General features: G+C 70.1%; 21 protein-coding genes. 6 read left to right on the top strand and 15 right to left on the bottom strand.

Going from position 1 to position 24,939, the window contains the following annotated elements; genetic code table 11:
• Window positions 1–113: 113 nt before the first annotated feature.
• The 10 genes from AB0H93_RS13485 to AB0H93_RS13440 form a co-directional block, all read right to left on the bottom strand.
• Window positions 114–2,414, bottom strand: coding sequence for a PQQ-dependent sugar dehydrogenase (locus tag AB0H93_RS13485; RefSeq protein WP_358571944.1), 2,301 nt, complete (start codon window positions 2,412–2,414; stop codon window positions 114–116).
• A 90-nt stretch (window positions 2,415–2,504) separates the two neighbouring features.
• Window positions 2,505–3,176 (bottom strand): hypothetical protein, encoded by a 672-nt coding sequence (locus AB0H93_RS13480; protein WP_358571942.1) that lies wholly within the window; start codon window positions 3,174–3,176, stop codon window positions 2,505–2,507.
• A 19-nt stretch (window positions 3,177–3,195) separates the two neighbouring features.
• Window positions 3,196–4,071: a sugar phosphate isomerase/epimerase family protein gene (locus AB0H93_RS13475; RefSeq protein ID WP_358571940.1), complete on the bottom strand. Its 876-nt coding sequence runs from the start codon at window positions 4,069–4,071 to the stop codon at window positions 3,196–3,198.
• On the bottom strand, window positions 4,068–5,225 hold the full coding sequence (locus tag AB0H93_RS13470) for a dihydrodipicolinate synthase family protein (RefSeq protein ID WP_358571938.1): 1,158 nt from the start codon (window positions 5,223–5,225) through the stop codon (window positions 4,068–4,070). The genes AB0H93_RS13475 and AB0H93_RS13470 overlap by 4 nt, the downstream gene beginning before the upstream one ends.
• A complete protein-coding gene (locus AB0H93_RS13465; protein WP_358571936.1) occupies window positions 5,222–6,376 on the bottom strand; it encodes a Gfo/Idh/MocA family oxidoreductase in 1,155 nt (384 codons plus the stop codon). Before AB0H93_RS13465 ends, AB0H93_RS13470 begins: the two co-directional genes overlap by 4 nt.
• Window positions 6,377–6,378: 2 nt before the next feature.
• Window positions 6,379–7,167, bottom strand: a complete 789-nt coding sequence (locus tag AB0H93_RS13460; protein WP_358571934.1) for an ABC transporter ATP-binding protein — start codon at window positions 7,165–7,167, stop codon at window positions 6,379–6,381.
• Complete coding sequence (locus AB0H93_RS13455) at window positions 7,157–7,891, bottom strand: ABC transporter ATP-binding protein (protein WP_358571932.1); 735 nt, start codon at window positions 7,889–7,891, stop codon at window positions 7,157–7,159. The genes AB0H93_RS13460 and AB0H93_RS13455 overlap by 11 nt, the downstream gene beginning before the upstream one ends.
• Window positions 7,888–8,940 carry a branched-chain amino acid ABC transporter permease gene (locus AB0H93_RS13450; protein ID WP_358571930.1) on the bottom strand — a complete coding sequence of 351 codons (1,053 nt, stop codon included), beginning with the start codon at window positions 8,938–8,940 and terminating at the stop codon, window positions 7,888–7,890. The genes AB0H93_RS13455 and AB0H93_RS13450 overlap by 4 nt, the downstream gene beginning before the upstream one ends.
• Window positions 8,924–9,808 (bottom strand): branched-chain amino acid ABC transporter permease, encoded by an 885-nt coding sequence (locus AB0H93_RS13445; RefSeq protein ID WP_358571928.1) that lies wholly within the window; start codon window positions 9,806–9,808, stop codon window positions 8,924–8,926. The genes AB0H93_RS13450 and AB0H93_RS13445 overlap by 17 nt, the downstream gene beginning before the upstream one ends.
• 107 nt (window positions 9,809–9,915) lie before the next feature.
• Window positions 9,916–11,094 (bottom strand): amino acid ABC transporter substrate-binding protein, encoded by a 1,179-nt coding sequence (locus tag AB0H93_RS13440; RefSeq protein ID WP_358571926.1) that lies wholly within the window; start codon window positions 11,092–11,094, stop codon window positions 9,916–9,918.
• A gap of 180 nt (window positions 11,095–11,274) precedes the next feature.
• Between AB0H93_RS13440 and AB0H93_RS13435 the strand changes: the two genes are divergently transcribed.
• Complete coding sequence (locus AB0H93_RS13435) at window positions 11,275–12,315, top strand: LacI family DNA-binding transcriptional regulator (RefSeq protein WP_358571924.1); 1,041 nt, start codon at window positions 11,275–11,277, stop codon at window positions 12,313–12,315.
• 211 nt (window positions 12,316–12,526) lie between these two features.
• Here AB0H93_RS13435 and AB0H93_RS13430 read toward each other — a convergent pair whose 3' ends face one another.
• Entirely contained in the window at window positions 12,527–13,999 is a 1,473-nt protein-coding gene (locus AB0H93_RS13430; RefSeq protein WP_358571922.1) for an amidohydrolase family protein, read from the bottom strand.
• Window positions 13,996–15,264, bottom strand: a complete 1,269-nt coding sequence (locus AB0H93_RS13425; RefSeq protein WP_358571920.1) for an MFS transporter — start codon at window positions 15,262–15,264, stop codon at window positions 13,996–13,998. Before AB0H93_RS13425 ends, AB0H93_RS13430 begins: the two co-directional genes overlap by 4 nt.
• A gap of 211 nt (window positions 15,265–15,475) precedes the next feature.
• Between AB0H93_RS13425 and AB0H93_RS13420 the strand changes: the two genes are divergently transcribed.
• Entirely contained in the window at window positions 15,476–17,062 is a 1,587-nt protein-coding gene (locus tag AB0H93_RS13420) for a helix-turn-helix domain-containing protein (protein WP_358571918.1), read from the top strand.
• 3 nt (window positions 17,063–17,065) lie between these two features.
• Window positions 17,066–18,304: an FAD-dependent oxidoreductase gene (locus AB0H93_RS13415; RefSeq protein WP_358571916.1), complete on the top strand. Its 1,239-nt coding sequence runs from the start codon at window positions 17,066–17,068 to the stop codon at window positions 18,302–18,304.
• 173 nt (window positions 18,305–18,477) lie between these two features.
• Here the strand turns inward: AB0H93_RS13415 and AB0H93_RS13410 are convergent, their stop codons facing one another.
• The gene (locus AB0H93_RS13410; protein ID WP_358571914.1) at window positions 18,478–19,800 is read right to left on the bottom strand and encodes a cytochrome P450; all 1,323 of its coding nucleotides are present in this window, start codon (window positions 19,798–19,800) and stop codon (window positions 18,478–18,480) included.
• Window positions 19,801–20,221: 421 nt separating this feature from the next.
• On the opposite strand from AB0H93_RS13410, the gene AB0H93_RS13405 reads away from it, so the two are divergent.
• Together AB0H93_RS13405 and AB0H93_RS13400 are read left to right on the top strand one after the other, a co-directional pair.
• Complete coding sequence (locus AB0H93_RS13405; RefSeq protein ID WP_358571912.1) at window positions 20,222–20,851, top strand: HAD-IA family hydrolase; 630 nt, start codon at window positions 20,222–20,224, stop codon at window positions 20,849–20,851.
• A 96-nt stretch (window positions 20,852–20,947) separates the two neighbouring features.
• Window positions 20,948–21,415: an SRPBCC family protein gene (locus AB0H93_RS13400; RefSeq protein WP_358571910.1), complete on the top strand. Its 468-nt coding sequence runs from the start codon at window positions 20,948–20,950 to the stop codon at window positions 21,413–21,415.
• A gap of 14 nt (window positions 21,416–21,429) precedes the next feature.
• Here AB0H93_RS13400 and AB0H93_RS13395 read toward each other — a convergent pair whose 3' ends face one another.
• Together AB0H93_RS13395 and AB0H93_RS13390 are read right to left on the bottom strand one after the other, a co-directional pair.
• Window positions 21,430–22,017, bottom strand: a complete 588-nt coding sequence (locus AB0H93_RS13395; RefSeq protein WP_358493911.1) for a TetR family transcriptional regulator — start codon at window positions 22,015–22,017, stop codon at window positions 21,430–21,432.
• A gap of 10 nt (window positions 22,018–22,027) precedes the next feature.
• Window positions 22,028–23,473, bottom strand: a complete 1,446-nt coding sequence (locus AB0H93_RS13390) for an MFS transporter (RefSeq protein WP_358571908.1) — start codon at window positions 23,471–23,473, stop codon at window positions 22,028–22,030.
• Between the two features lie 253 nt (window positions 23,474–23,726).
• Here AB0H93_RS13390 and AB0H93_RS13385 point away from each other — a divergent pair, with 253 nt between their 5' ends.
• A complete protein-coding gene (locus tag AB0H93_RS13385) occupies window positions 23,727–24,842 on the top strand; it encodes a nitronate monooxygenase family protein (RefSeq protein WP_358571906.1) in 1,116 nt (371 codons plus the stop codon).
• Window positions 24,843–24,939: the final 97 nt, after the last annotated feature.

Below are 24,939 nucleotides of genomic sequence, written 5' to 3'. Positions count from 1 at the left end.
GTCGTGGTCAACAAGCGAACGGCGATCGACCGTCGTTGAGATGCCTGGCCGGCGAGCTCTGACGGTCGTGGGTCGGGGGCGGGGCGCAGGTGGGCCGCGCCCCGCGTCGGGGCTCAGCGTTGGAAGAAGCTCCGGTATTGGTGGGCTATCGTGTCTGGTTCTGCCGCCGTGTTCAGGAACATCAGCGAGTCCATCCGGCAGTTGCAGGGGTTTCGCTCTGCCGTGTTCTGCGGGAAGCTGCCGCCGATCTTGATCCCCCGCGGGTTCGTCTTCGTCGTTCCCGACCCGTCGAGCTGCCACGGATCGCCCGGGACCGTGTAGAAGCCCCGGAGCTGCTCGCCGTTGCGGTAGAGGGCGATTTCGCCGGTCGTGTAGTCGAACGTCGCCGCCAGGTGAACCCATTCGCCGGGCGGGAGCAGCTCGCGCCAGTCCTGCTGGGCGGCGAACGTCTGGGAGCTGCCGCCGTCGATGCGCCGCCCCAGCCCCACCAGCCGAAGTTCGCCGTCGACCTGGATCAGCTCCAGCAGCGCCCGGACGTCGTGGCCGTCGGAGTCGCCGCTGAGGATCCCGGCGAGACCGACGGCGTTGTACCGGTCGCCCGGGTCCGGTGTGCCCGAGTTGGGGCTGGGGTTCTCGCCGGTCATCTTGAACCAGCCCATCACGGTCGCGCCCTCGACGCCGTTGAACGCGCTGAGCGACGAGACCCCGTTGCCGTCCCAGACACCGGCCTTCCAGTCGTCGTCGCCGGCCACTTCGGGGTTGACCTGCTGCGCTTGGAGGGCGTTGTTGCTGCCGGGGAACGCGCCGTCGGCCACCCGCATGTCCTCTCCGCCGCCCAGCAGGCTCAGCAGGGTGCGGGACGCGCCGCGGTCGAGCTCGCGGGAATCGTCGGCGGGGAAGGGGCGCTCGAAGTCGTAGTAGGCGACCAGGTTCCGCTGCACCTGCTCGGTGACCTCCGAGCCGGGGGCCGCGCGGGTTCCGACCACCTTCCAGATCTTGCCGTTGGCCTTGGCGAGCAGGTACAGGTTGCGCTGCGAGTCGGTGCCGAAGCGCAGGTCCACCCGGCCGTCGCCGACGAAGTCCGTCATCCGCATCTGCTTGCCCGCGGTGTCGAACAGTTGCAACTCGTGCAGGGGCGCGCGTTCCGCGCCGCGCTTCATCCGGTTGACGTCGGTGTAGAACACGCGGCCGTCCACCAGGTCGCCGAAGATGTACTTGCCCCGCAGCAGCGGGAATTCCGCTCCCCGGTACACCTGACCGCCGGAGATCGCGTGGCCGCTGTCGGAGTTGCACGGCCAGCCCTGCGGCGGATCGTGGTCGTAGGCGGCGACCGGGTAGACGTAGCCGTACTTCTCGTCGTCGGCCGGCAGCGGGTACAGGTAGCACTGGTTCTCCGGGCGGAAGGTGAAGTCGCCCTCGCGCTCGCTCCACCCGAAGTTGTCCCCGGCGCGGACCTCGTACACCGCTTCGATCGCGTGCTGGCCGATGTGGCCGAGGTACATCGCGTGCTGACCCCCGGGGTCCCAGCTGAACCGGTGCGGGTCGCGCATGCCGACGGCGTAGATCTCGCCCAGCGCGCCGGGTGTGCCGACGAACGGGTTCGACGCCGGAATGCCGTACTGGCCGCTCGGGCCATCGTTGCCCGCCGGGTCGATCCGCAGGATCTTGCCCGCCGGGGTGCTCATGTCCTGCGGCACGTCGGAGTCCAGACCGATGCCGCCGTCACCGACTCCCAGGTACAGCAGGCCGTAGTCGGGGTCGCCCGGCCTGGCGGTGGGGTTGAAGTCGATCTGCTGGATCGCGTGGATCTGGGTGGTGAACCCGAAGCGGAAGATCTCCCGCTGGGTACCGGAGAACACGTCGGCGGCCGGATCGTCGGCGGTCCACTCGGTGATCACGCTCTGCACGGACGCGTTCGGCTGGTTCGGATAGGTCGGCTCCTCGGAGTCGATGGCCGCCTTGTCCTCGCTGTGCACCGTGTAGAACTTGCCGTTGCGCGCGAAGTCGGGGTGGAAGGCGGCGAAACCGAAGCCGCTGCCCATCCCGCGCCCGGAGAAGAAGTGCTCGAAGCGCTCCTTGAAGTCCAGGTACACGTGCTGCTGACCGCCGTCGAGCAGGTACAGCGGGCCGTTGAGGTCGGGCACGAACATCCGGCCAGATCCGTCGGGAACCTCGCCGACGTAGTTGATCCGGTTGTGCCGGATCAACCGCGGGTCGGTCGCCGGTGGCGTCGCCTCGGACGCGGGCAGTTGCGCGACCTCCTGGAGCACGAGGCCGAGCCGGGACTGCTGCGGCTCCTCGGGGATCGGATCGGTGATCGGTTCGTCGGCGGCACCGGCCGCCGGTGGTGCTAACAGGGTCGCTGCGGCCACCACTGCGGTGATCGCGGCGCACCAAGATCTGCGCACGCGCATGGTCGGACTCCATCCCTCGCCGTTGTGGGTCGGTCATGGGTCGCAGGTCGCCGGCGGAAAGCGGCGGACTGCGGGAGAAATTCCGGAAAGTCAGGAAGCGGCCGTGCCGACGATGGTGACGTCGCGGACGCGCCCGTAGTTGTCGAACGAGCCGAAACCGACCCGGCCACCGGAGAAGGTGGTGTCGGTCGCGGTCATCAGCGGCTCGTCGGAGCCGTCGACGTACACCGCGACCTCACCCGTCTGGGCGCGGTAGTCGAGGCGGACGTCGTGCCAGTCGGTGTCGTCGATGGCGGGCGGTGCGCCGGTGGTGCCGTCCCACTGGTCGTCGATGCGGACCCGGTCGGCGTCGTCGACGACGAAGATCCCGTTGTGCGGGTAGATCGTGTTGTCCTGCGACAGGTGCGCGTAGTAGAAGCGGGTGGGGGACTGGTAGTTGAAGACCAGCACGACATCGCGGTCGTTGCGGGTCACCGGCTCGTCGATGCGGACCTCGCCGGTCAGGCTCAGCGAGCCGAAATCGGGTCCTTTTCGGACGATGGCGTACTCGAACGGGCGGCGCGGGCCTTCCGGCGGCACTCCGCGATCGGTCATGATCACCTGACCGGCGGTGAATTCCCACTTCTCGGGCGTCAGCGGGGCCCAGTGCCGGTCCGTGGCGGCCGGCCGGACCACCACGAGACCTGGGTCCGCGGACGCGGTCGGAACGGCCGTCGCGCACAGTCCGACGACCAATCCGGAGAGCAACGTTCTCCGTCTCATGTGGACTATCTCCTGGCGGCTAGAGGTACGGTTCCACGAACTCGACGTATCGGCGGGTCATGGTGGCGACGACGTCGGAGCCGGGCGCGGCCCAGACGTCGGCGTTGAAGATCTCGACCTCGACGTCCCCGCGGTATCCGGCAGCTGAGACCGCGCGCGTGAGCGCTGCGAAGTCGATGTGGCCGTCGCCCACCATCCCGCGGCTGAGCAGCGTGTCCGCGGGCAGCGGGGTGATCCAGTCGCAGATCTGGTAGCTGACGATCCGCTGCCCGGCGCGCGCGATCTGCTCCAGCACGCCCGGCTCCCACCACACGTGGAACGCGTCGACCACGACGCCGACCACTTCCGGCGGGTGCTGCTCGGCGATGTCCAGGGCTTGGGCGAGGGTCGAGATCACGCCGCGGTCGGCGGTGAAGATCGGATGCATCGGCTCGATGCCGAGTCGCACCCCGCGATCGCGGGCTTGCGGGACCAATGCGGCGACGGCATCGGCCACGCGCCGGCGGGCGCCGGTGAGATCGCGATCGCCCGCGGGCAGTCCGCCGGGCACGAGCACCAGCGCGTCGCAACCGAGCGCTGCGGCTTCGTCGAGGGCGGTGACGTTGTCGCCGATCGGATCGCCGGAGGTGAAGAAGCCGCCGCGGCACAGCGAGGAAATCCGCAGCCCGGCATCGCGGACCATCCGCGCGGCGACCTCCAACCCGACCTCCGCAACGGGTTCGCGCCAGACCCCGATGGAGCCGAGCCCGGCGGCCACGCAGCCCGCCACGGCGTCGCGCAGCGACCAGTTGGCGGTGGTGCGCTGGTTCAGCGAGAGCCGGGCCAGCCGCGGGTCACCGGGCTGCGGAGTCGGCACCCGAGCCGGTGCGTTCGTCGGCACGTCGCGCGCGCTCATGCAGCGACCCCCGCAGCGACGAGCCACAACCGCATCCGGTGCGCGGCGAACTCCGGATCGACGAGCAGCTGTGCGTCATTGGCCAGCGCGAAGATCCGCGCCAGGTGCACGATGCTGCGCGCCGACTGCAAGCCGCCGAGCATCGTGAACCCCGGCTGGTGGCCGTTGAGCCAGGCCAGGAAGGCGATCCCGGTCTTGTAGTAGAAGGTCGGTGCGCTGAACACGTGCCGCGACAGCGGGAGCGTCGCATCCATTTCCGCGTCGTAGGTCGCGAGGTCGGCGTCGTCGAGCGCGGCTAGCGCCGCCGACGCGGCCGGGGCGATCGCGGCGAACGCGCCGAGCAGCGCGTCCGAGTGGTGTTGCGAGTCGCCGCGGATCAGCTCGGGGTAGTTGAAGTCGTCACCGGTGTAGAGCCGTACACCGGTCGGCAGCGCGGCGCGCAGGCCGCGTTCGTGTTCGGCCGACAGCAGGGACACCTTCACGCCGTCGACCTTCGCGGCGTGGTCGCGGACGAGGTCGAGGAAGGCTTCGGTGGCCGTGGGCAGGTCGGTCGAACCCCAGTAACCGGCCAGGTGCGGGTCGAAGACCTCGCCGAGCCAGTGCAGGATCACCGGCTCGGCCACCTGCCCGAGCACCGCGTCGTACACCCGCCGGTAGTCGTCGGTGCCGCGGGCGATGGCGGCCAGCTGGCGGGAGGCCATCACGATCACCTGCGAACCGGTCGACTCCACGAATCCGACCTGCTCCTCGTAGGCCGCGACGACCTCGTCGAGGGTGGTGGCCCCGGCCCGGTGGTCGGTGCCCGCCCCGGAGGCGATCCGAGCGCCGAGGGAGCGGGCCTGCTCGGCGCTGCGGCAGACGAGTTCCTGCACCGCGGACCAGTCCAGGCCCATGTTGCGCTGCGCGGTGTCCATCGCCTCCGCCACCCCGAACCCGTAGCGGAACAGCTCCCGGCGAAAGGCCAATGTGGACTCCCAGTCCACCGCCGCGGGCGCCCCCGGGGTGTTGTCGCCGAGCGGATCGGCGACCACGTGCGCGGCGGCGAACGCGACCCGCGAGCCGTGCGGCCGCGGATGTTCCTTCCACCGCTTGGGTTCGCGCAGCACGACTCGCGCCCAGGTGTCCTGGTCGGTGGGCAGTTCGATCGCGCTCATGCCGCGCCGCCGGTGGGCAGCTCGATGCGGCGGCCCTCTGCCGACGAGGTGAGACCGGCGGCGGCGAGCCGGAGGCCACGCACCCCGGCCGCCAGGTCGTAGGGGTGCGGCCTGCCGTGGTGCACGTCCAGCAGGAACCGCTCCCACTGCGCGCGGAAACCGTTGTGGAACTCCGCGTTGTCGGGGATTTCGTCCCACTGGCCGCGGAAGTCCTCGGTGGTGGGCAGGTCCGGGTTCCACGACGGCCGCGGGGTGCGGACCCGCGGCTGGATGCGGCAGCCGAACAGGCCCGCGACCGCCGAGCCGTGCGTGCCGTCGACCTGGAACTCCAGCAGTTCCTTGCGTTCCACCCGCACCGCCCACGACGAGTTGATCTGCGCGATGACCCCGTCGTCGAGCTCGAAGATCGCGTAGGCCGCGTCGTCGGCGGTGGCGTCGTAGCGTTGCCCGTCCTCGTCCCAGCGCTCCGGGATGTGCGTGACGGCCTTCGCGGTGACCGCGCGGACCCGGCCGAAGATGTTCTCCAGCACGTAGTTCCAGTGGCAGAACATGTCCAGCACCACGCCGCCGCCGTCCTGGGCCCGGTAGTTCCAGCTCGGCCGCTGCGCGGGAAGCAGGTCGCCCTCGAAGACCCAGTAGCCGAATTCCCCGCGCACGGAAAGGATCCGACCGAAGAAGCCCGCGTCCACCAGTCGCTTGAGCTTCTGCAAGCCCGGCAGGAAGATCTTGTCGTGCACGACGCCGTTGACGACCCCGGCGTCTTCGGCCGCCTTCACCAGTTCCTCACCCTCGGCCACGGTCTCGGCCACGGGCTTCTCGGCGTAGACGTGCTTGCCCGCGGCCACGGCCTTCAGCACGGCCTTGCGGCGCTCGCTGGTGACCTGGGTGTCGAAGTAGATCTCCGCAGCGTCCTCGGCCAGCAGCGCGTCGAGATCGGTGCTCCACTCGGCGATGTCGTGCTCGGCGGCGATGCGGGCCAGCTTCTCGGCGTTGCGGCCGACCAGGACCGGCTCGACCTGGATGCGGCTGCCGTCGGCTAGCGGCACGCCGCCGTCGTCGCGGATCGCCAGCACCGAACGCAGCAGGTGCTGGCGGTAGCCCATCCGGCCGGTGACGCCGTTCATCAGGATGCGGTAGGCGCGATCGGTCATCGTCACTGGCTCCCTGTCTTCAACGTCTTCGACGATGCGGTGCTGGAGCGTCGGTTGCCGAGGTAGAGCTCGCCGAGCTGCGGGTCGGCGAGCAGGTCGGCGGCCGGGCCGGAGATGTGCACCCGGCCGAGGTCGAGGACGCAGCCCAGGTCGGCGACCTCCAGCGCGCGGCGCGCGTTCTGCTCCACCAGCAGCACCGCCGTCCCCGCGTCGCGCATCCGCGCCACCTGGGCGAACACGGTCTCGGTCGCCTTGGGGTCCAGGCCCATCGACGGCTCGTCGAGCAGTACGACCTTCGGGCTGACCATCAGCGACCGGGCGAACTCCACCTGCTTCTGCTGGCCGCCGGAAAGCGCCCCGGCCAGCGCGTCCCACCGCTCGCCCACGACCGGGAACAGCTCCCGGACGAAGGCCACCCGGTCGGCGATCTCCGACCGGTCCCGCAGCGTGTACGCGCCGAGCAGCACGTTCTCCGCGACCGTCATCTCCTTGAACACGCTGTGCCCCTGGAGCACGTGGGACAGGCCGGCTTCGAGCATCTGCTGCGGGCGGCGGCTCGTGACGTCCTTCCCGCACACCAGGATCCGGCCGGATCGCGGCGCGAGCATGCCGCTGGCGACTTTGAGCACTGTGGACTTCCCGGCGCCGTTGGGCCCCACGAGGCAGACCACGCTGGCCGGCGGCACCCGCACCGTCAGCCCGCGCAGCACCAGCGCCGCGCGCCCGTACCCGGCCTCGACGTCGACGAGTTCGAGCAGGTGCTCGCCCGAACCCCGCTGCTCAGATCCCAAGGTAGGCCTCCAGGACTCGCGGGTCGTTGCGGACCTCGTCGGGCGTGCCCGCGGCGATCGGCCGCCCGCGGTCGAAGACGACGACGTGGTCGGACAGGCTCATCACCAGGTCCATGTTGTGCTCCACGATCAGGAAGGTCCGGCCCTCGGCGTTGAGCGCGCGCACCAGCTCCCCGATCCGCTCGATCAGCGCCGGGTTCACCCCGCCCGCGGGCTCGTCGAGCAGGACCGTCTCGGGATCGGCCATCAGCACCCCGGCGAGTTCGAGCAGCTTCTGCTGGCCGTAGGACAGGTCGCGGGCTTGCACGTCGGCCAGGTGCTCGATGCCGACGCGGGTGAGCAGTTCGCGCGCCCGGTCCAAGTCGGCGCGCTGGCGCGCGGAGACCAGCTGGCCGAGCAGGGTTCGGGAGCGGACTGGGACCAGCAGGTTCTCCAACGCCGTCATCCGAGGGAAGATCCGGCACAGCTGGAAGCTGCGACCGATGCCCGCGCGGGCGATCCGGTGCGGCGGACGGCCGGTGATGTCCCGGCCGTGGTAGCTCGCGGTGCCGGAATCGGGCTTGATCATCCCGGTGACGCAGTTGAAGAACGTGGTCTTGCCCGATCCGTTGGGGCCGATCAGCGCGTTGACCTCGCCGTGCCGGAAGGCGACGGTGGCTCCGTCGACGGCGCGCACCCCGCCGAAGGACTTGGTCAGGCCGGTGGTTTCCAATCCCGTGCTCACAGGCGCGCCTCCTCGACGGTCCCGGCCCGGCGCTGCTCGGCGAGCTCGGCCTGGCTGACTTCCCGGATCGACGCCGTCCGCGGGCGGAACCGGTGCAGCAGGTCGCGCAGCGCCGGGATGATCCCGTCCGGCATGAACAGCACGACTGCGGCGAGCAGCACGCCCAGCGCGACCAGGTGCAGCTGGGTGTCGCCGTACTGGGCCTTGAAGTACTCCACGGCGTATCCGACGATCACCGCGCCGAGCACCGGCCCGAGCAGGCTGCGCACGCCGCCGAGCAGGCTCATCAGCACCAGGTAGGAACCGGTCAGCACGGAGAACTGGAAGATCGGGTCCAGGAAACCGAACCACAGCGCGTAGAGCCCGCCGCCCAGCGCGGTGAAGAACGCCGAGACGACGAACGCGACGAGCTTGTAGGTGAAGGTCGGCACCCCGAGCGCTTCGGCCTTGTCCTCGTCTTCCCGGATCGCCTTCAGCCCGGAGCCGAACCGGGAGCGGTCGATCGCCCACCAGCACAGCAGGGCGACGGCCAGCAGCGCGGCGTGCAGGTAGAAGAACCGCTCGTGCTGCTCGGGGCGGAGCACGTCCGGACCGAACGGGCGCGGCACCCGCAAACCGTTCGAGCCGCCGGTGAAGTCTCCCCAGCTCTGGAAGACCAGCAGCGTGATCAGGACCAGCGCGATCGAGACGATGACGAACGACGCACCGCGCACCCGCAGGCTGGCGATGCCGATCGGCACCGCGAGCACCGCGACGACCACGCCGCCGAGGACGAGCGCGAGCCACGGGTTCAGGTCCGCGCGCACGACCAGCAGCGCGGTGGCGTAGCCGCCGAGCCCGGAGTACGCCGCGTGGCCCAGCGAGACGTAGCCGGTGAACCCGCCCACGAAGTTCCACGACGTGGCCAGCACGGCATAGCTCATGATCACCACGCCGACCGACAGGATGAACGGATCCGGTGCCAGCGCGGGGAAAGCGACCACCAGCGCGGCCAGCGCGAGCAGTCCGACGAGCTTCGCGGCGCGGGCGGGATCAGAAACGCTGCGCAAGGCGGCCTCCGAAGAATCCTTGGGGGTGCAGCAGCAAGGTGGCGAACAGCGCGATGTAGAAAACCGTTTGCGCCCAAGTCGTTCCGAGCGGCAGCTGGAGCAGGCTCTGGCCGAGCCCCAGCACCATGGCGGCGATCGCCGCGCCCGGGATGCTGCCCAGCCCACCCACCACGATGATCGCCATCAGCGGGCCGATCCAATGCCAGTGCAGCGAGGGGTAGATCGTGGAGTCCAGGGCCAGCGCAGTCCCGCCGATCGCCGCGGTGGCCAGGCCCAACCCGAATCCGTAGCCGGCGATCTGGCCGGTGTTGATGCCGACCAGCTGCGCGGCCTCCCGGTGCTGGATCGTGGCACGCAGCGCCTGGCCGAACCGGGTCTTCTTCAGCAGCACGTAGAGCCCGGCCAGCGACACCGCGGCGAGGCCGAACGCGATCAGCTTCACCACCGGGATGCTGGCGCCGAAGACCTGGATGTCAGCGCCGGAGTAGGGCAGCTGGATGCGCCGGTGGGTGCCGCTGAAGACGAGCCCGATCGCTCCCTCGATCACCAGCGCGACGGCGAACGTCAGCAGCACCGATATCATGGTCAGCGTCGCCGGGCGGAGCCGCGAGATCAGCAGCCGCTGCATGAGCACGCCGACCGCGAAGAACAGCGGGACGGTCACCAGCAGCGACAGCAGCGGGTCCAAACCGGTCTGGAGGTTGAAGAACCAGGCCAGGTACGCCGCCAGGATAAGGAATGCCGAGTGCGCCAGCATCACCACGCGCATCACGCCGAAGTACAGCGTCAGGCCCGCGGCCAGCAGGGCGTAGAGCCCGCCGAGCAGCACGCCGAGCACCAGGCTCTGCAGCAGGAGCGATCCGGTCATCTAGAGCCTCTTTCCAGACTCGTTTTGCGTGGCGGTGCGGGTGGCGGCCCCCTGCGGGAGTTACTGCGGCCTTCTCGCTGTGGGATCCCCGACTCCTGAATGCCGATTCACCACGCAGGCTTGGGATGGATCAGGTCGGCTTCCTTGGTCTCCGCGGGCAGCACGATGCGGATCCGGCCGCCGACGTACTGCTGGATCAGGTGCGCGCCGCGCGGTTTTCCGGTGGCGTCCCAGCTGAGCTTTCCGACCACGGTGTCCACCTCGTTCTGGCGCAGCCAGTCGATCAGCCTGCGCTGGCAGTCGGGATCCGGATCGGCGCATCCGACGGCTTGCACGGCGGCGGCCACGACCTGCCCGGTGGTCCACGCGTTGGCCTCGTCCTCGTTGGGCGGGGCGTTGAACATCCGGGTGTAGTGCTCGACGAACTCCTTGTTGGACGGGAAGTTCGCTTCCGGCGTGTACCCGGTGGGGGAGAGGATTCCCTCGGTCTGCTCGCCGATGGCCTTGGTGAACTCCGGGTTGGTCGGTGCGGTGGAGAAGGCGGCCATCGCGGGCTGGTAGCCGAGCTGGCGCAGCGACAGGATGAGGTTGACCGCGTCCTGGTACTGCGTTCCACCGACGACGAGGTCCGCGCGGGAATCGGCGATCTTGGCCGCGATGGAACCGAAGTCCGTGGTGTTGGGCGGGTAGACCTCATCGACCACCGTGCGGATCCCCGCCGCTTCGAGCTTGCCCTTCAAGCCGTAGGCGGTGCCCTGCGCGAACGGGTCGTCCATGGCCGCGTACGCGGCGGTTTTCGGACGTTGATCGGCGGGCATCGCCAGGATTGCCGCCGCGAGGTGGTTGTAGTGGTCCTCGGCGACCGCGGGCGCGGCGTAGAAGAGGTTGTCGAAGCCCTGGTTGAAGACTTCCTCGGCGGCGCCGGCCGGTTCGACGAACAGGAAGCCGTAGTCCTTGGCGACCTGTGCCGCCGGGATCACCAGGCGGGTGGAGAACGGTCCGAAGACCAGGTCGGCGCCGTCCTGGTTGATGAGCTTCTCGTAGTCGGCCGCGACGCGGTCGGCGTTGGACTGGTCGTCGAGGACGGTCAGCTCGACCTTGCGGCCCAGCAACCCGCCGCGGGCGTTGACGTAGTCGGCCCACGCTTCGTAACCGCGGCGGACGCCCTTGCCGGGCTCGGAGAAGTCGCCGGTGAGGGGCAGGGAGATGCCGATCTGGATGCTGTCGTCGTTGCCTCCGGCGCCCGAGCTGAGGCAGCCGGTCAGCGCGAGGCTCGCGCTGGTCACGAGTACACCTAGTCGAAGACGTTGTGAAGTTTTCATGGTCCACCCGTCGTTGGGGGGCATCCGCAAGCGCTTTCGTAAGCGCTTACGGCAGAATAGGAACCATCGGGCGAAGTGGCAAGGGTCACGGATCATGGTGGTGGGCACGGTCCGTTGGGCGGGCCGGCGCGGAAGGGGGCACGGATGCCACAGCAACGGGCGAGGCTCAGGCTCATCGACGTCGCCGAGCGGGCCGGGGTGTCGATCGCGGCGGCGTCGCGGGCGCTGTCCGGATCCGCCGGCGTCAGCGACGCCATCGCCGAGCGGGTGCGCGAAGTCGCCGCGCAGATGGGCTACGTCGCCAACGTGCACGCCCGCACCCTCGCGGGCGGCGCGAGCACGAGCGTCGGGCTCCTCGTGCACGAGATCGGCGACCCCTACTTCACCGAGATCGCCAGCGGGGTGCTGCGCATCGGCACGCAACAGGGCCTGACCGTGCAGATCTGCCACACGGGGCGCGACCCGGAAAGCGAGCTCGTCCAGGTTCGCACGCTGATCGCCAACCGGGTCCGGGCGATCATCATCGCCGGCTCGGGTTTCGCGGACGCGCGGATGCAGGCGTCGGTGAAGCAGGACCTCCAGGCGTTCCAGGAAACCGGCGGCCGCGTCGCGGTGATCGGACGCCACCACCTCGGCACCGACGCGGTGCTGCCGGACAACACCGCGGGCGGCCGGTCGATCACCGAACACGTGCTTTCTCTCGGACACCGGCGGATGGCCTTCGTCGCCGGCCCCCGAATCCTGACCACGGTGGCCGATCGCCTGGCGGGTGCCGCGGAGGCGCTGGCGGAGGCCGGCTTGTCTATTGAGGACATTCCAGTCGTCGAGGAGGCGTTCACGCGCGACGGTGGCACGCTGGCCATGCGGCGCGTCCTCGACGACCACCCCGACGTGACCGCGGTGATCGCGCTCAACGACGACATGGCGATCGGTGTCCTCGCGGCCCTGCGAGCGCGCGGAATGGCTGTGCCGAAGGACATCTCGGTGGCGGGCTTCGACGACGTGGCCGTCGCGGAGCACCTGTCGCCGGCCCTGACGACGGTGCGGTTGCCAATGGCCGAAATGGGGGAGCAGGCGTTGCTCCTCGCGCTGAAGCAACCGTCAGCCCGACCCCGCCGCCGCACCACGGCGCACTCCCTGGTGGTTCGCGAGTCCACCGCGCCACCCCCGCGTCGCAAGCGCTGACTCCGCACCGCCACCCGAGCCACGCAGACCGGGGGCACGTCGCCTACGCACGGGGCAAAGCCCCGTGCGTAGCCCGATCGTCCTCGGCGGTCGCGGACTTGGGTTCCGGTCGACGCGTTGGCCGGGATCGCGCTCGTTCCACGAGATCGGTTGGTGCACGGCCGAAATCAGATGATCAAGACCAGGTCCTGATCACGAGGGCTCAACGGCGCTATCGGTGTCGGACCGGTTTGCCGGGCAGTGCGTCGATGCACAGCTCTCCGTCGCGCACGACGAACGTTCCCGAGACGAGTACGTGGTCGAACCCGCTGGACGGCCGCGCGGTGTCGGCGTAGGTCGACCGGTCGGTTACCGATTCCGGGTCGAAGACGACGATGTCGGCGTCGCTGCCCGGTTGGATCCGGCCCTTGCGCCGCATCTCGGGCACCGCCGAGCCGAGCACGTCGGCCGGCACCAGACTGCAGCGGCGCACCGCCTCCGGCAGGCTCAACTCGCCGGATTCGCGCACCAGGAGGCGCAAGCTGCGGGCGAAAGTGCCGGCCGTGCGGGGATGGGTGACCACGTCGGGCGGCAGGGGCCACTGCAGCGGATCGCGGGGCGAGGACCGCCAGAGCAGCGGTGCCGCGTCGCTGGCGACCGCCGCGTCGGTGAAGGTGAGCGCCCGCTTCAGGTAGGCGAGGTCCGCCGGATCGTTCTCGTCGAAGAAGTGCACGAACGCCGCGCCACCTGGATCCTGCTCGCGAACCCTCCGCAGCGTCGCCTCGTCCGGGATGCGTTCGCCGGTGGCCAGATAGCCGATGGAGTGGGGCGTCAGCCCCCTTCGGTGCAGCAGCTCTGGCGCGAGGAACGCCGCGCCGATGCCGGTCATGCCTGCGCCGTACGGGTAGGCCTCGGTCGTGACCCGGGAACCTTCCGAACGCACCTTCTGCACCAGGCCCAGCACGCGATCCACCTGCCGCAGCGAGGTGCTGTTGACGTGGCAGTAGTGCATGTGCGCGCCGGTTTCCGCCGCGGCCCGCACGATCTCCTCCGCGCCGTCGATCGGGGTCTGCGGGTCCATCTCGACCAACTCGCGCGCATGCGTGTACGTCGGGAGCCCGGCTCTGGCGGCGAGGCCGGCGACGGCGAGGTATTCGGACGGGTCGATCCACGGTGCGTAGCCGACGAGGATGCCGATGCCCAGCGCGCCATCGGCCAGATCGGTCTCCAACACGCCTAGGACTCGCTGCACATCGGCTCGTGATGCGGGCCGCTGCCAGGGTCCTCGCCCGATGTTGGTGAAGAAGTCGTCGAGCGTGCCGGTGGGATCGATGCCCAGCACGACGTGCATCCGCGCGACGGCCCACGACGTGGAGAAGCCGTAGTTGATCGGGCGTCCCTCCAGCGCCGCCTGGCGATATGCAGGTGCCACCGGGTACACCCCGGCTTCCAGTTCGAGCGCGGTGGTCACGCCGTCCATGGCCTGCAGGCGTTGCGTGGCGATGTCCGGGCTGTGGCTGTGCAGGTCGATGAAACCGGGACTGACAACGCGCCCGGCTACGTCGACCACGGACCTCCCGGTCAACGGGTCGGAGCTGATCTCCCGGACCGCGCCGCCGGAGATCCCGACGTCGCGGACCGCGTCCAGCCCGGTTTCGGGGTCGATCACCCGCCCGCCTCGAAGCACCAGGTCGTGCTCGGTCATGCCGTGCTCCTTCCAACGTGGATCTGAAAATCGGCTGGGCGCTTCGGCACGATCAGGGCGAGCAACGCGCCGAGCACCGTGCTGCCGATCAGGAAACCGAACGCCGCGGTGTAGGAGAAGTGGTCCACCAGCCAACCCATCGCCACCGGCGCGATCACCCCGGCGAGTTGTCCGCCGGCGTTGACCACACCCATGCCGGACCCGACCACAGCCGGCGGCAGCGCTCGCACCGGCATGCCGAGGATGCTCATGTAGGCGAGTCCGGCGATGCCCATCGCGATCGTCTGGTAGAGCGTGAACTCACCAGCGGTGTCGGCGTTGAGCATCAGGACCAGCGTCGCGGCGGCGGCCAGCAGCACCGGGATGACGAACCAGCGCGCCCGCTCGGTGAAGAACCGGTCGAACAACCAACCGCCGAGGAACGTGCACGCGCACATCACCAGCAGCGGGATCGCAGCGAGCACGCCGGTGTCCAGCAGCGAAATGCCGCGTTCCTCCAGCAGGTAGCTCGGAACCCAGGTGATCATCCCGTAGCCGAGCATGTTCGTCGCGCAGAACAAGGCGGCGAACTTCCACACCGCCGCGGACCGCAGTACGTGGCGCATGGAAACGGCCGTCCGGTTCGGGAGCGGAACCTCGGTCAGCCGGGTGGGCAGCGGCTTCGGCAGCATCGCCCACAGCAGGATGCCGATCACCACGCCCACCAGCGCGGTGACCCAGAATGTGTGCCGCCAACCGAGCGCGAACACCACCGGCGCGGCGATCAGCGGGGCCAACCCGGCGCCCAGGTTGTTGGAGGCCAGCATGGCGCCGGCCGCGGTGGCCCGGTGGCTCGGGGTCGTGCGTTCGGCGATCGCCTTGAACGACGCGCCGGGGAACAGCCCCTGACCCACCCCGAAAAGTGCGCGGACCACCAGCAGGGAGACGAAGCCCCACATGGCTCCGGTGAGAGCGGTGAAAACCGACCACAGCAGCAGCGAGATGACCAGCAGCCGTCGCGCCCCGAACCGGTCGGCGAGGAGGCCGCCGGGGATCTGGCAGACCAGGTACACCAACGAGAAGGCGGTGATCAGCCAGCCCTGCGAGGTCTTGCTGAGGTCGAACTCCGCCCCGATGAACGGCAGCGCGACCGCCATCATGACCCGGTCGACGTAGTCGATGATCCACACGCCCATGAGCAGCGCGATGGTGACGGTGGCGGTGCGGCGAATGCGGGACGGGGTCACGGCCGGTTGCTCGGTCGTGTTGGTCGCGGTGGAATCCATCTTCCCTCCACGGCAGTTCGGCGTTCGCTGATTGTTGTGTCGAGCCGGCCGGGTTGGCTTCGTCGGGTCGCACGAAACTGGGCGGCCCCCGCTCTGGTGATCGCACGAAGCGCCCAGGCAGCGGATCGGTGAGGCTGTGGTCATGCGCCCAGCCGCGGAACCGCTCGTCGACGGAGTCGAGGCGGGCCCGCTGCTGAGGCAGTATCGGCGGATGAACGCTCGGCCGAGGGCCAGCTTGGCCCGCATTCTGGAAGATCTCGGCAGCACCGTGCTCGACGTCGCGGTGTGCCCGGATCCGCCGCCGTCGGAGGTCACCACCGTCGCCGTACACGACCCCGACGAGCACCTGGAGCCGCCGGCCGGTGCCCTGGTCCTCGGCGTCGGGGTGGCAGATCCGGGGGATCTGCTGTTGCAACTGGGGCGACATGCCGCGTCGGCCCTGGTGGTCCGCGGACCGCTGGTCATCGACGAACCGCTGCGCGAAGCCGTCCGATCCTCCGGGGTGGCGCTGCTGAGCGCGAGCAACGCTGCGTCCTGGACCCAGATCTTGTTGCTGGTGCGCACTGTTCTGCCGGACGGTGAGCTCGACGAACGGCAGGCCGAGCTGACCGGCAACCACATCGGCGAACTGTTCGCCCTGGCCAACGCGGTCGGAGCGGCGCTCGACACGCCCGTGACCATCGAGGACCGCTCGGCGCGGGTGGTGGCCTTCTCAGCGGATCAGGCCGCCGCCGACGCACCGAGGGCGGCGACCGTGCTCGCCAGGCAGGTGCCGCAGGAATGGCAGCGACGACTTGCCGACAACGGGGTTTTCGAGCGGCTCTACCGCACCAGCGACCCGGTGTGGGTCGACTTGGGCGATGCGGATGTGCTTCCCCGCGTGGCGGTGGCGGTACGCGCCGGCGAGGAGGTCCTGGGCGCGATGTGGGCGGCGGTGCGTCGGCCGTTCACCGCGGACGAGGAACGCGCCTTCGTCGCTGCCGCGAAGACGGCGGCATTGCACTTGCTGCAACAACGCGCGGCCGAGAACGCGGGGAAATGGCGTCGATCGGAGCTGGTCCGACGCGTGTTGGCTGGTGGCAGCGGTGCGGAGCTGGCGGCACGGCGGCTGGAGGTGGCGGAGGTTCCGCTGTGCGTCGTGGCGGCCGAGCCGTCCGACCGGCACGAGGACGGCGCCGAGCGCGAGCTCGCAGCGGAGCGCTTGTGCGAGCTGCTGAGCCTGCACCTCGCGGTGCGGCAATCCAAAGTCGCGACGGCGTCGGCACTGGGCACCGCCTACGCGATCCTGCCGCTGACAACGGCGGATCCGGATGCCGAGTCCAGGAACGCATTGGGCTTGTTGCAGGGTTTCGCGACTCGTCGTGACGCCGGAGCGGTCGTCGGGATGGGACGCGTCGCGTGGTCGCCGGGGGAGGTGCCGCGTTCTCGCGCGGACGCGGATGCGGTGCTGGACGTGCTGCGCAGCGGTGACCGGCGGACGGCGCGGGTCGACGAGGTGTGGGAGCGGCTGTTCCTGGCGCGGCTGCGGGACTTGGCGGTCGACGACGAGGAACTGCGCGATGGACCGGTCCAGGCCCTGACCGCCTACGACGCCGACCACCACAGCCAGCTCGTCGCGACGCTGTCCGCTTACCTCGACGCGTTCGGTGATGTGGCGAGGACCGCGCAGGTGATGCACGTGCACCCCAACACCCTGCGCTACCGGCTGCGACGGATCACCGAGGTCAGCGGCCTGGACCTGAGCAATCCGGACGTTCGTCTCGCGGTGGGCTTGCAACTGCGTGTTCAAGGAGGGTGACAGGTGTCTTCGCATGTACCCGCGCCTCGTCGAGTCGTGGTGATCGGTGCCGGCGTGGTGGGCCTTTCCACCGCCTGGTTCCTGCAGGAACGCGGCGTGGAGGTCGTGGTGCTGGACCGCAGCGGGGTCGCTGCCGGGGCCTCGTGGGGCAATGCGGGCTGGCTGACCCCGAGCCTCGCCACTCCGCTGGGCGAGCCCAGCGTGCTGGTGTCGGCGCTGCGGTCGCTGGGGGATCCGAATGCCGCATTGCACGTTCCGCTGCGCCCGGATCCCGCCGTGCTGGCGTTCCTCGCTCGTTTCGCCGTGCGTTGCACACCCCGGGCCTGGCGGCGTTCGATGGCTGCATTGGTACCGGTGAACCGACTGGCGCTGCAGACCTTCGACGAGCTGACCACCGGTGGTGTGCGGGCCAGCACCCACAGCGGCCCCATCCTGGTCGGGTTCGCGGATCCGGCCCACAGCGCCGCGCTGCGCCACGAGCTCGAACAGGTCGGCCGCGCCGGCCTGGACGTCCGCTGGCGGCCGGCGAATCCGGCGATTCCCCAGCTGTCCGACCAGATCGTCGAGGTCCTGGAACTCGACGGCCAGCGATACCTGGAGCCCGGCCCGTTCGTCCAGGCCCTCGCCGAATCGGTTCGCGACCGCGGCGGACTCATCGTCCCAGGGGCACGAGTGCGAGCGATGCGGCACGGTCCGGGCGGTATCGCGGTGGAAACGTTCACCGGCCCGCCGGAACTCGGCGACGCGGTGGTCGTCGCGACCGGCTCGTGGCTCCCGGAACTGGCCAGGAAGCTGGGTGTGCGCACCCAGGTGCAGGCCGGTCGCGGCTACTCGTTCAGCGTCCCGACGGACGACCCGGCCGAGACGCCGGTCTACTTCCCGGCCGCGAAGGTGGCGTGCACCCCGTACCGGGGCCGGCTGCGCATCGCGGGCACGATGGAGTTCCGCGGCCCGGACGATCCGCTGCAGCCCGGCCGCGTCGATGCGATCGTCCGCTCGGTGAAGCCGCTGCTGTCCGGTGTGGACTGGTCGGATGCGCAGGACGTCTGGGTCGGTCCGCGGCCGATGACCCCGGACGGGCTCCCACTGCTCGGAGCGACCAGGGCACCGGGCATCTTCGTCGCAGGAGGCCACGGGATGTGGGGAGTGACGTTGGGGCCGATCAGCGGCAAGCTGCTCGCCGAACGCATCGTGACCGGCACGACGGCTCCAGAACTCCGCCCGTTCGACCCGCTGCGCTGATCGCCCTGCGTTGACGCAGCCGAGGCGAAGCGGTCGTGCCGGGGGAGCGGGAGCGGATGGCCGCAGCCTTCGGAGCGCGCATCCGCGACACCTGCAAGACCACCGAATGTCCCTTCCCGGCCGAGTCCCGGCTCACTTGGCGGCCGGACTGCCGCTGTGAGTAGGCGTTTCGCTCACGACGACCCGGAGCCGGCCCGGCGCGGGGTGAAACGCGCGGTGAATCCCTGCGGCTGCAGGAGTTCCTGGAACCTCGGCGGGCAGGAACCGTCCTCTGTGGTCACTTCGTACTCGCGCACCAGCCAGAAGGCGGCCAGCGCCATCTGGATCATGCCGAGCTGGGTGCCGACGCAGACCCGGGGTCCGGCGCCGAACGGGATGTAGGTGTGGCGGTGCGGGGACGCCTGCGCGTCGAGCCACCGGTCCGGCACCAGCCGGTCCGGATCGGACCACCAGCGCGGGTCCCGGTGGATCAGGTAGGGGCTGAACATCACCTGGTCGTTCGGCCGCAGCCGCCACTCGCCGAGCGCGGTCTCCCGGCGGGCGGTCCGCCCGATCAGCCAGGTGGGCGGCCACAGCCGCAGGACTTCCTTGATCACCGCCTCGGTCTGCGGCAACGCGGAGAGCGGCGGTGCCTCCTCGTGCGGCCACGACTCGGCCTCCTCGGACACCCGGCGCCGCAGTTCGGGCTCGGTCGCCAGCACCCGCACCAGCCACGTCAGCGCCGAAGCGGGCACCCCGTACGCGGCCAGCATGATGCCGCGGAGCAACCGCTGGACCTGGAGCTCGCTGAGCTCGGGATCTCGCGCGGCGAGCAGCACGTCGAGCAGGTCCTGCGGTTGCTCGGGCCGCGCCGGCGAACTCGCCTGGCGCTTCCGGATCTTCTCGGTGATGACGACCAGCGTGCTCTCCCGCGCCTTGAGGAAGCGCCGGATGCGCTTGGACGGCCACCACGCCGGGAACAGCTGCGAGCTGCCGCCGAGCGGCTCGATCGCCTTGACGTTCTCGGTGAGGACCTCCGGCACGCCACCGGAATCGGCGCCCAGGCAGAAATCCGCCGTGGCGCGGCCGGCGAACTGCTCCATCACGTGGAGGACTTCGACCTGGCGGCCACCGGTCTCGTCGAGCGTCCGCTGGAACAGCGGGTGCAGCCGGGCCGAATGGGCGTGGGAGACCGCGCGGCTGAGCCCGTGCCAGCCCTTCCGCCTGGCGGTCATCCACACCTGCGCGTCCGTCGCCGCGCGCTCCGGATCGATCCGCGTCGCGATCGGCGTGCTCTCGCTGTGGAAGTCCTCGTTTGTCCGGGCGAGCATGTCGTGCACCAGATCCGGCGCGAGCACCACGATCGTGCGGTCGTCGAAGGAGAAGACGTCGCCGTATTCCTGGTGGCAGCGGCGGAGGAACGCCATCCGGTCGCGGTCGTAGTCGAGCGTGTTCCCGACCAGTAGGCGACCCTTCGGGCCGGGCGGCCGAGCCGTGCTGGTTCTGGTGCTGGTCAACGGTTTCCCTCCGGAATGCGGGGTGGAGGAGAGGAGCGGCCTCCACCCCGCCGCGGTGTCAGTTGGCGATGATCCAGTAGGTGTAGAAGCCGCCCATCCGGGTCTTGCCGACCAGTCGTGCCGCGATGTGCCGGACGTAGCTCGTCATTTCGCCTCCTTGATCAGGGGTTACCTGTTGACGAAGTTTGCGCAATCAACCGTTGAAATCCAACGACTGAACGGGCTAACCTGCGTACGGCCGAAAGTCCGGTCATAGCAGGGAATCCGGGACGAGCGCACCGCGATCGATCCAGGAGGGAGGTCTGTCCGATGACGACAGTGCGGGCGAATTCCGGGCTCGCACGGGCTGTTGGCGGGCCGAGCGCTCCGGCCGAACCGGTGCGGCCGCCGTGGACTGTCCGCTGATGGCACCATGGGCTCCATGCCCGAGAACGAGTTCGATGCGATCCTCTGCGACCTCGACGGAGTAATTCGCTGGTGGGACCCGGAAATCATGTCCGGACTGGACCGCGCGAACGGCCTGCCGCGGGGGACGCTGGCGAAGACGGCATTCGCACCGGACCGGCTGAACCCCGCGATCACCGGCGCCCGGACGGACGAGCAGTGGCGCGCGGCGATCGCCGCCGACCTCGCCGAAGCCTGCGGAAGCCCGGAGGCGGCGCGTGCGCTCGTCGCCGAGTGGTCCGCCCACGCGGGCGAAGTCGTCGAAGAAGTCGCGGAACTGCTCGCGGCGGCGCGGGAACACGTCCCGGTGGTCCTGGTGTCGAACGCGACCACCAGGCTGGAATCGGACCTGGCGCGGCTCGGGATAGCGGATCTCCTGGACGGAGTGGTCAACAGCGCCCGGGTGGGAATCGCCAAACCGGACCCGGGCATCTACCGGTTCGCGGCGACCCGAGCAGGTGTCCCGGAAGCCCGCTGCCTGTTCGTCGACGACACCCTCCAGAACGTCGAAGCGGCCCGCGGACTGGGCATGAGAGCACTGCACCACCAAAACCCGGCCCAACTGCGCGAAATCCTCGCGCCGCTGCTGAGCCGGGCTCGCGAATGAGGGAGGGCCGCAGTTTCGCTGCGCCTAGCAGCCGTACCGGCGTGCCGGGAGGAGGAAACCGGCGAAGAGATCGACGAAAACGCCTAGAATCGGCGCATGGGCAGGACTGACCGCGCCAGCCGGGTGATCGCGGCGCCACCGGAGACCGTTTACGGCGCTCTCCTCGACCGGGAGTCCCTCGAGGCCTGGCTGCCGCCGGACGGCATGCGCGGCCGGATCGAGCGGTGGGATCCCCGGCCCGGTGGCGGGTTCCGGATGGTGCTCACCTACCTCGATCCCGAGGGCAGCCCCGGCAAGACTTCGGATGCGACGGACGTCGTCGACGTCGGGTTCGCCGACTTGGTGCCGAACGAGCGCGTGGTGCAGCGGGCGGTGTTCGAGGCCGACGATCCGTCGTTCGCGGGCACCATGACGATGACCTGGCACCTCGCCGCCGCCGGCGACGGGACCGAGGTGACCGTCACCGCCGCGGACGTACCACCCGGTATCGATCAAGCGGCCCACGAGGAGGGGATCGCCTCCTCGCTCGCCAACCTGGCGTCGTACGTCGAAGCGGCCGGCTGACCGAAAGCGGTGCGCTACAGGGGGCCGTCGATCCAGTTCTGCAGCAGCGGGGCCGTGATCGCGATCAGGTCTTCCTTCGGTTCGGCGCTGATCGCCTTGGTCTTCAGGACCAGCCGCGCCGCGCCCAGGCCCATCAGGTGGCTGCAGACCAGCTCCGCCCGGAGGCGCGCCTTCGGGCCGGTCAGGCGCTTGGCCAGCCGGCTCACCAGCTGGCGTTCGAAGTTCGCGCGGAACTGGGCCCCGGCCGGTCGCGACGACGTGAAGACCGCCCGCACCAGCGGGTCGCCCTGGGTCCGGTCGTGGTAGTCCAGCAGCGTCCGGACCAGGTGCTCGCCGAGCCGGGGGAGCTCGCAGTCGAGCAGTCGCTCCGCGTCCTGCTCGAAGCCCGAGGCCTCCGCGAACAGGCTTTCCTTGCTGCCGAAGTACTTCATCACCAGCGCCGCGCTGACCTCGGCGTCCGCCGCTATGTCGCGCAGCGTCACGTCGGCGTAGCCGCACGACGAGAAGCGGCGCCGCGCCGCCTTGAGGATCGCTTCACGGGTGGCGCACGCGTCGCGCCGCTGGTCCTCGCCGACCGCTGGGGCCGGAGCCGTGCTGGACATGCCGTTCAGGCTAGCGCGACCGCCCCGCCGCGGTCGCCACCTGCGCGGTAACAGGCGTGTACCGGCGGGTTCCCGGCGTCGCCGCGGCGATCAGCGCGGCCAGCAGCGCCGCCGCGCCCGCCACCAGGAACACCCACGAGTACGAGAGCGTCGACGGGTAGTTCACGCCGGCGATCTGCACCACCGACCCGGTCGTCAGCGCGACGACGATGGCGCTGCAACTGGACGTGCCGATCGAGCGGGCCAGGCTGTTCAGGCTGTTCGCGGCGGCCGTTTCGGTCTGCGGCACCGCCTGCATGATCAGCGTGGGCAGGGCGCCGTAGGACAACGCGCCGCCGATCGCGCCCACGGTCAGGTTGAACACCACCAGCGGCAGCGGCGAGTGCAGGAAGGACCCCGCGAGGTTGCCCACCATCAGCACCGTGCCGCCCAGGATCAGCGTGGTGCGCGGGCCGCGCCGCCGGGAGATCCGCGCGGACACCGGCGAGAACACGCCCATCGCGGCGCCGATGGGCAGCAGGACCAGGCCGGTCAGCACCAGCGACATGCCGAAGCCGTAGCCGGTGTCCTCCGGGGCCTGCAGGATCTGCGAGCCCACGAGGAACCCGGCGAACATCGCCATGCCGACCAGCACCGAGGCGATGTTGGTCAGCAGCACCGCGGGCCGGGCCGACACCCGCAGGTCCACCAGCGGCGCATCGACGCGCAGTTCGTACACGCCCCACACCAGGAACGACGCCGCCGCCGCGACGAGCAGGCCGATGACGACCCCGCTGGTCCAGCCCCATTCGTTGCCCTTGGAGATCGCCAGCAGCAGGCACGTCAGCGCCGCCGACAGCCCCACCGCGCCGAGGAAGTCGAACCGGCCGCCGGTGCGCAGCGGCGACTCCGGAACGATCCAGAGGATCAGCGCGATCTCGGCGATCGCGAACACTGCCGCGCCCGCGAACAGCCAGTGCCAGTTGAGGTTCTCGGCGACCACGCCGGTCACCGGCAGCCCCACCGCGCCGCCGATGCCCAGCGTCGCGCTCATGAACGCCACCCCGGAGCCGACCCGGTCCTCCGGTAACTCGTCGCGCATGATGCTGATCCCCAGGGGCACCACGCCGACCGCCGCGCCCTGCAGCACCCGCCCGACGAGCACGGCGGTGAAGTCGTCGCTGACCGCGCCGATCGCGCTGCCCACCGCCATCGTGGCCAGCGAGATCAGCAGCATCCGGCGCTTGCCGTACATGTCGCCGAGCCGGCCGAGGACGGGTGCGCACACCGCGCCCGCCACCAGCGGCGCGGTGACCAGCCAGCCCGCGTTGGACCGCGACGTGTCGAGGAGCCTGGGGAATTCCGGGAGCAGCGGTACGACCAGGGTCTGCATCAACGACACCGCGATACCGCACGAGGCGAGGACTCCGATGACGAGCCTCGAACTGCGTCGTGCGGTGGGCGTGGCCAGGCTCATCGGGCTCCTCGCTATCGGCGTGAACTTGTGTTCACCATGCAAGTAAACTCGTGTTCACCTCGCGCCGCAAGGCGCTGCCGGTGTCGATTCAGCTCGATTCGGGATGTTTCGCCCACGTATTCGTCCATTGTGGATAGACCTGGGTGGGGGATTGCGGCGACGTCGGCGAAATGCGTCCTGGTGCTCGGCGGCCGCAGTAGGCATCATGCGGCTGTCCGGCGCAATGTCGCCCCGGCGATGGGAAGGAGCGCGCATGCGCACCGCGTTGACCGAACTGCTGGGCATCGAAAGTCCGCTGGTGGGATTCAACCGGTCACCCGGCGTGGTCGCGGCCGTGACCAACGCCGGCGGCATCGGCGTGCTCGCCGCGACCGGCTACACCCCGGAAGAGCTCGACGCGCAGCTCACCTGGATCGAGGAGCAAGTGGACGGCCGCCCCTACGGCGTCGACGTGCTGGTGCCCGCCAGGACGGCCACCGGGGACCCGGCGGACTACCTGGCCAGCCTGCGCGCCCAGATCCCGCAGGAGCACTACGACTTCGTCGACTCGCTGCTGGCGAAGTACGACGTCCCGCCGGCCGACACGGCATCGGCGGGCGACCGGTTCGCCGCGAGCGTCGGACCGGAGATCGTGCAGCCGCTGCTCGACGTCGCCTTCTCGCACCGGGTCGCCCTGGTCGCGAACGCGCTCGGCACCCCACCACCGGCGATGCTGGAGCGCGGCAAGGCCGACGGGGTGCCGATCGCGGCGCTGGTCGGCACCCCGAAGCACGCGCAGCGACAGCTGGACATGGGCGTCGACCTGCTCGTCGCGCAGGGCACCGAGGCCGGCGGGCACACCGGGACCATCGCGACCATGGTGCTGGTGCCGGAGGTCGTGGACCTCGCGGGCGACGTGCCGGTGCTGGCGGCGGGCGGCATCGCCACCGGGCGGCAGATGGCGGCGTCGCTGGCGCTGGGCGCGGCCGGCGTGTGGTGCGGCTCGGTGTGGCTGTCCAGCCACGAGGACATCACCTCGCCCGCGGTGAAGGCCAAGTTCCTGGCCGCGACCAGCGGCGACACGCTGCGCTCGCCGACCCGGACCGGGAAACCGGCCCGCCAGCTGCGCAGCGCGTGGCACGAGGAGTGGGCGAACCCGGGCAGCCCGTCGCCGCTGCCGATGCCGCTGCAACCGATGCTGGTCGACGAGGCGTGGCGGCGCATCAACCAGGCGGCCGAAGCGGGCAACGACGGAGCGAAGGCCCTGGCGTCGTTCTTCATCGGCCAGGTCGTCGGCACGTTCCGGGAACTCCGGCCGGCGGCGGACATCACCCGGGAGATCATCGAAGACTGCAAAAAGGCCCTGACCAACCTCGCCAACCTCACCTGACGTCGTCCCTCCTGCAATTTCAATGGAAATCAAACCTCCAATTTCCATTGAAATTGCGGAAGTTGTCCACAGGCGTCGGCATGTCGTGGGGTGACGT

This window comes from Saccharopolyspora sp. NPDC050642 (assembly GCF_040654735.1).
In the GTDB taxonomy this organism is placed as follows: Bacteria; Actinomycetota; Actinomycetes; order Mycobacteriales; family Pseudonocardiaceae; genus Saccharopolyspora; species Saccharopolyspora elongata.
This window is presented reverse-complemented; position numbering and strand designations above follow the sequence as displayed.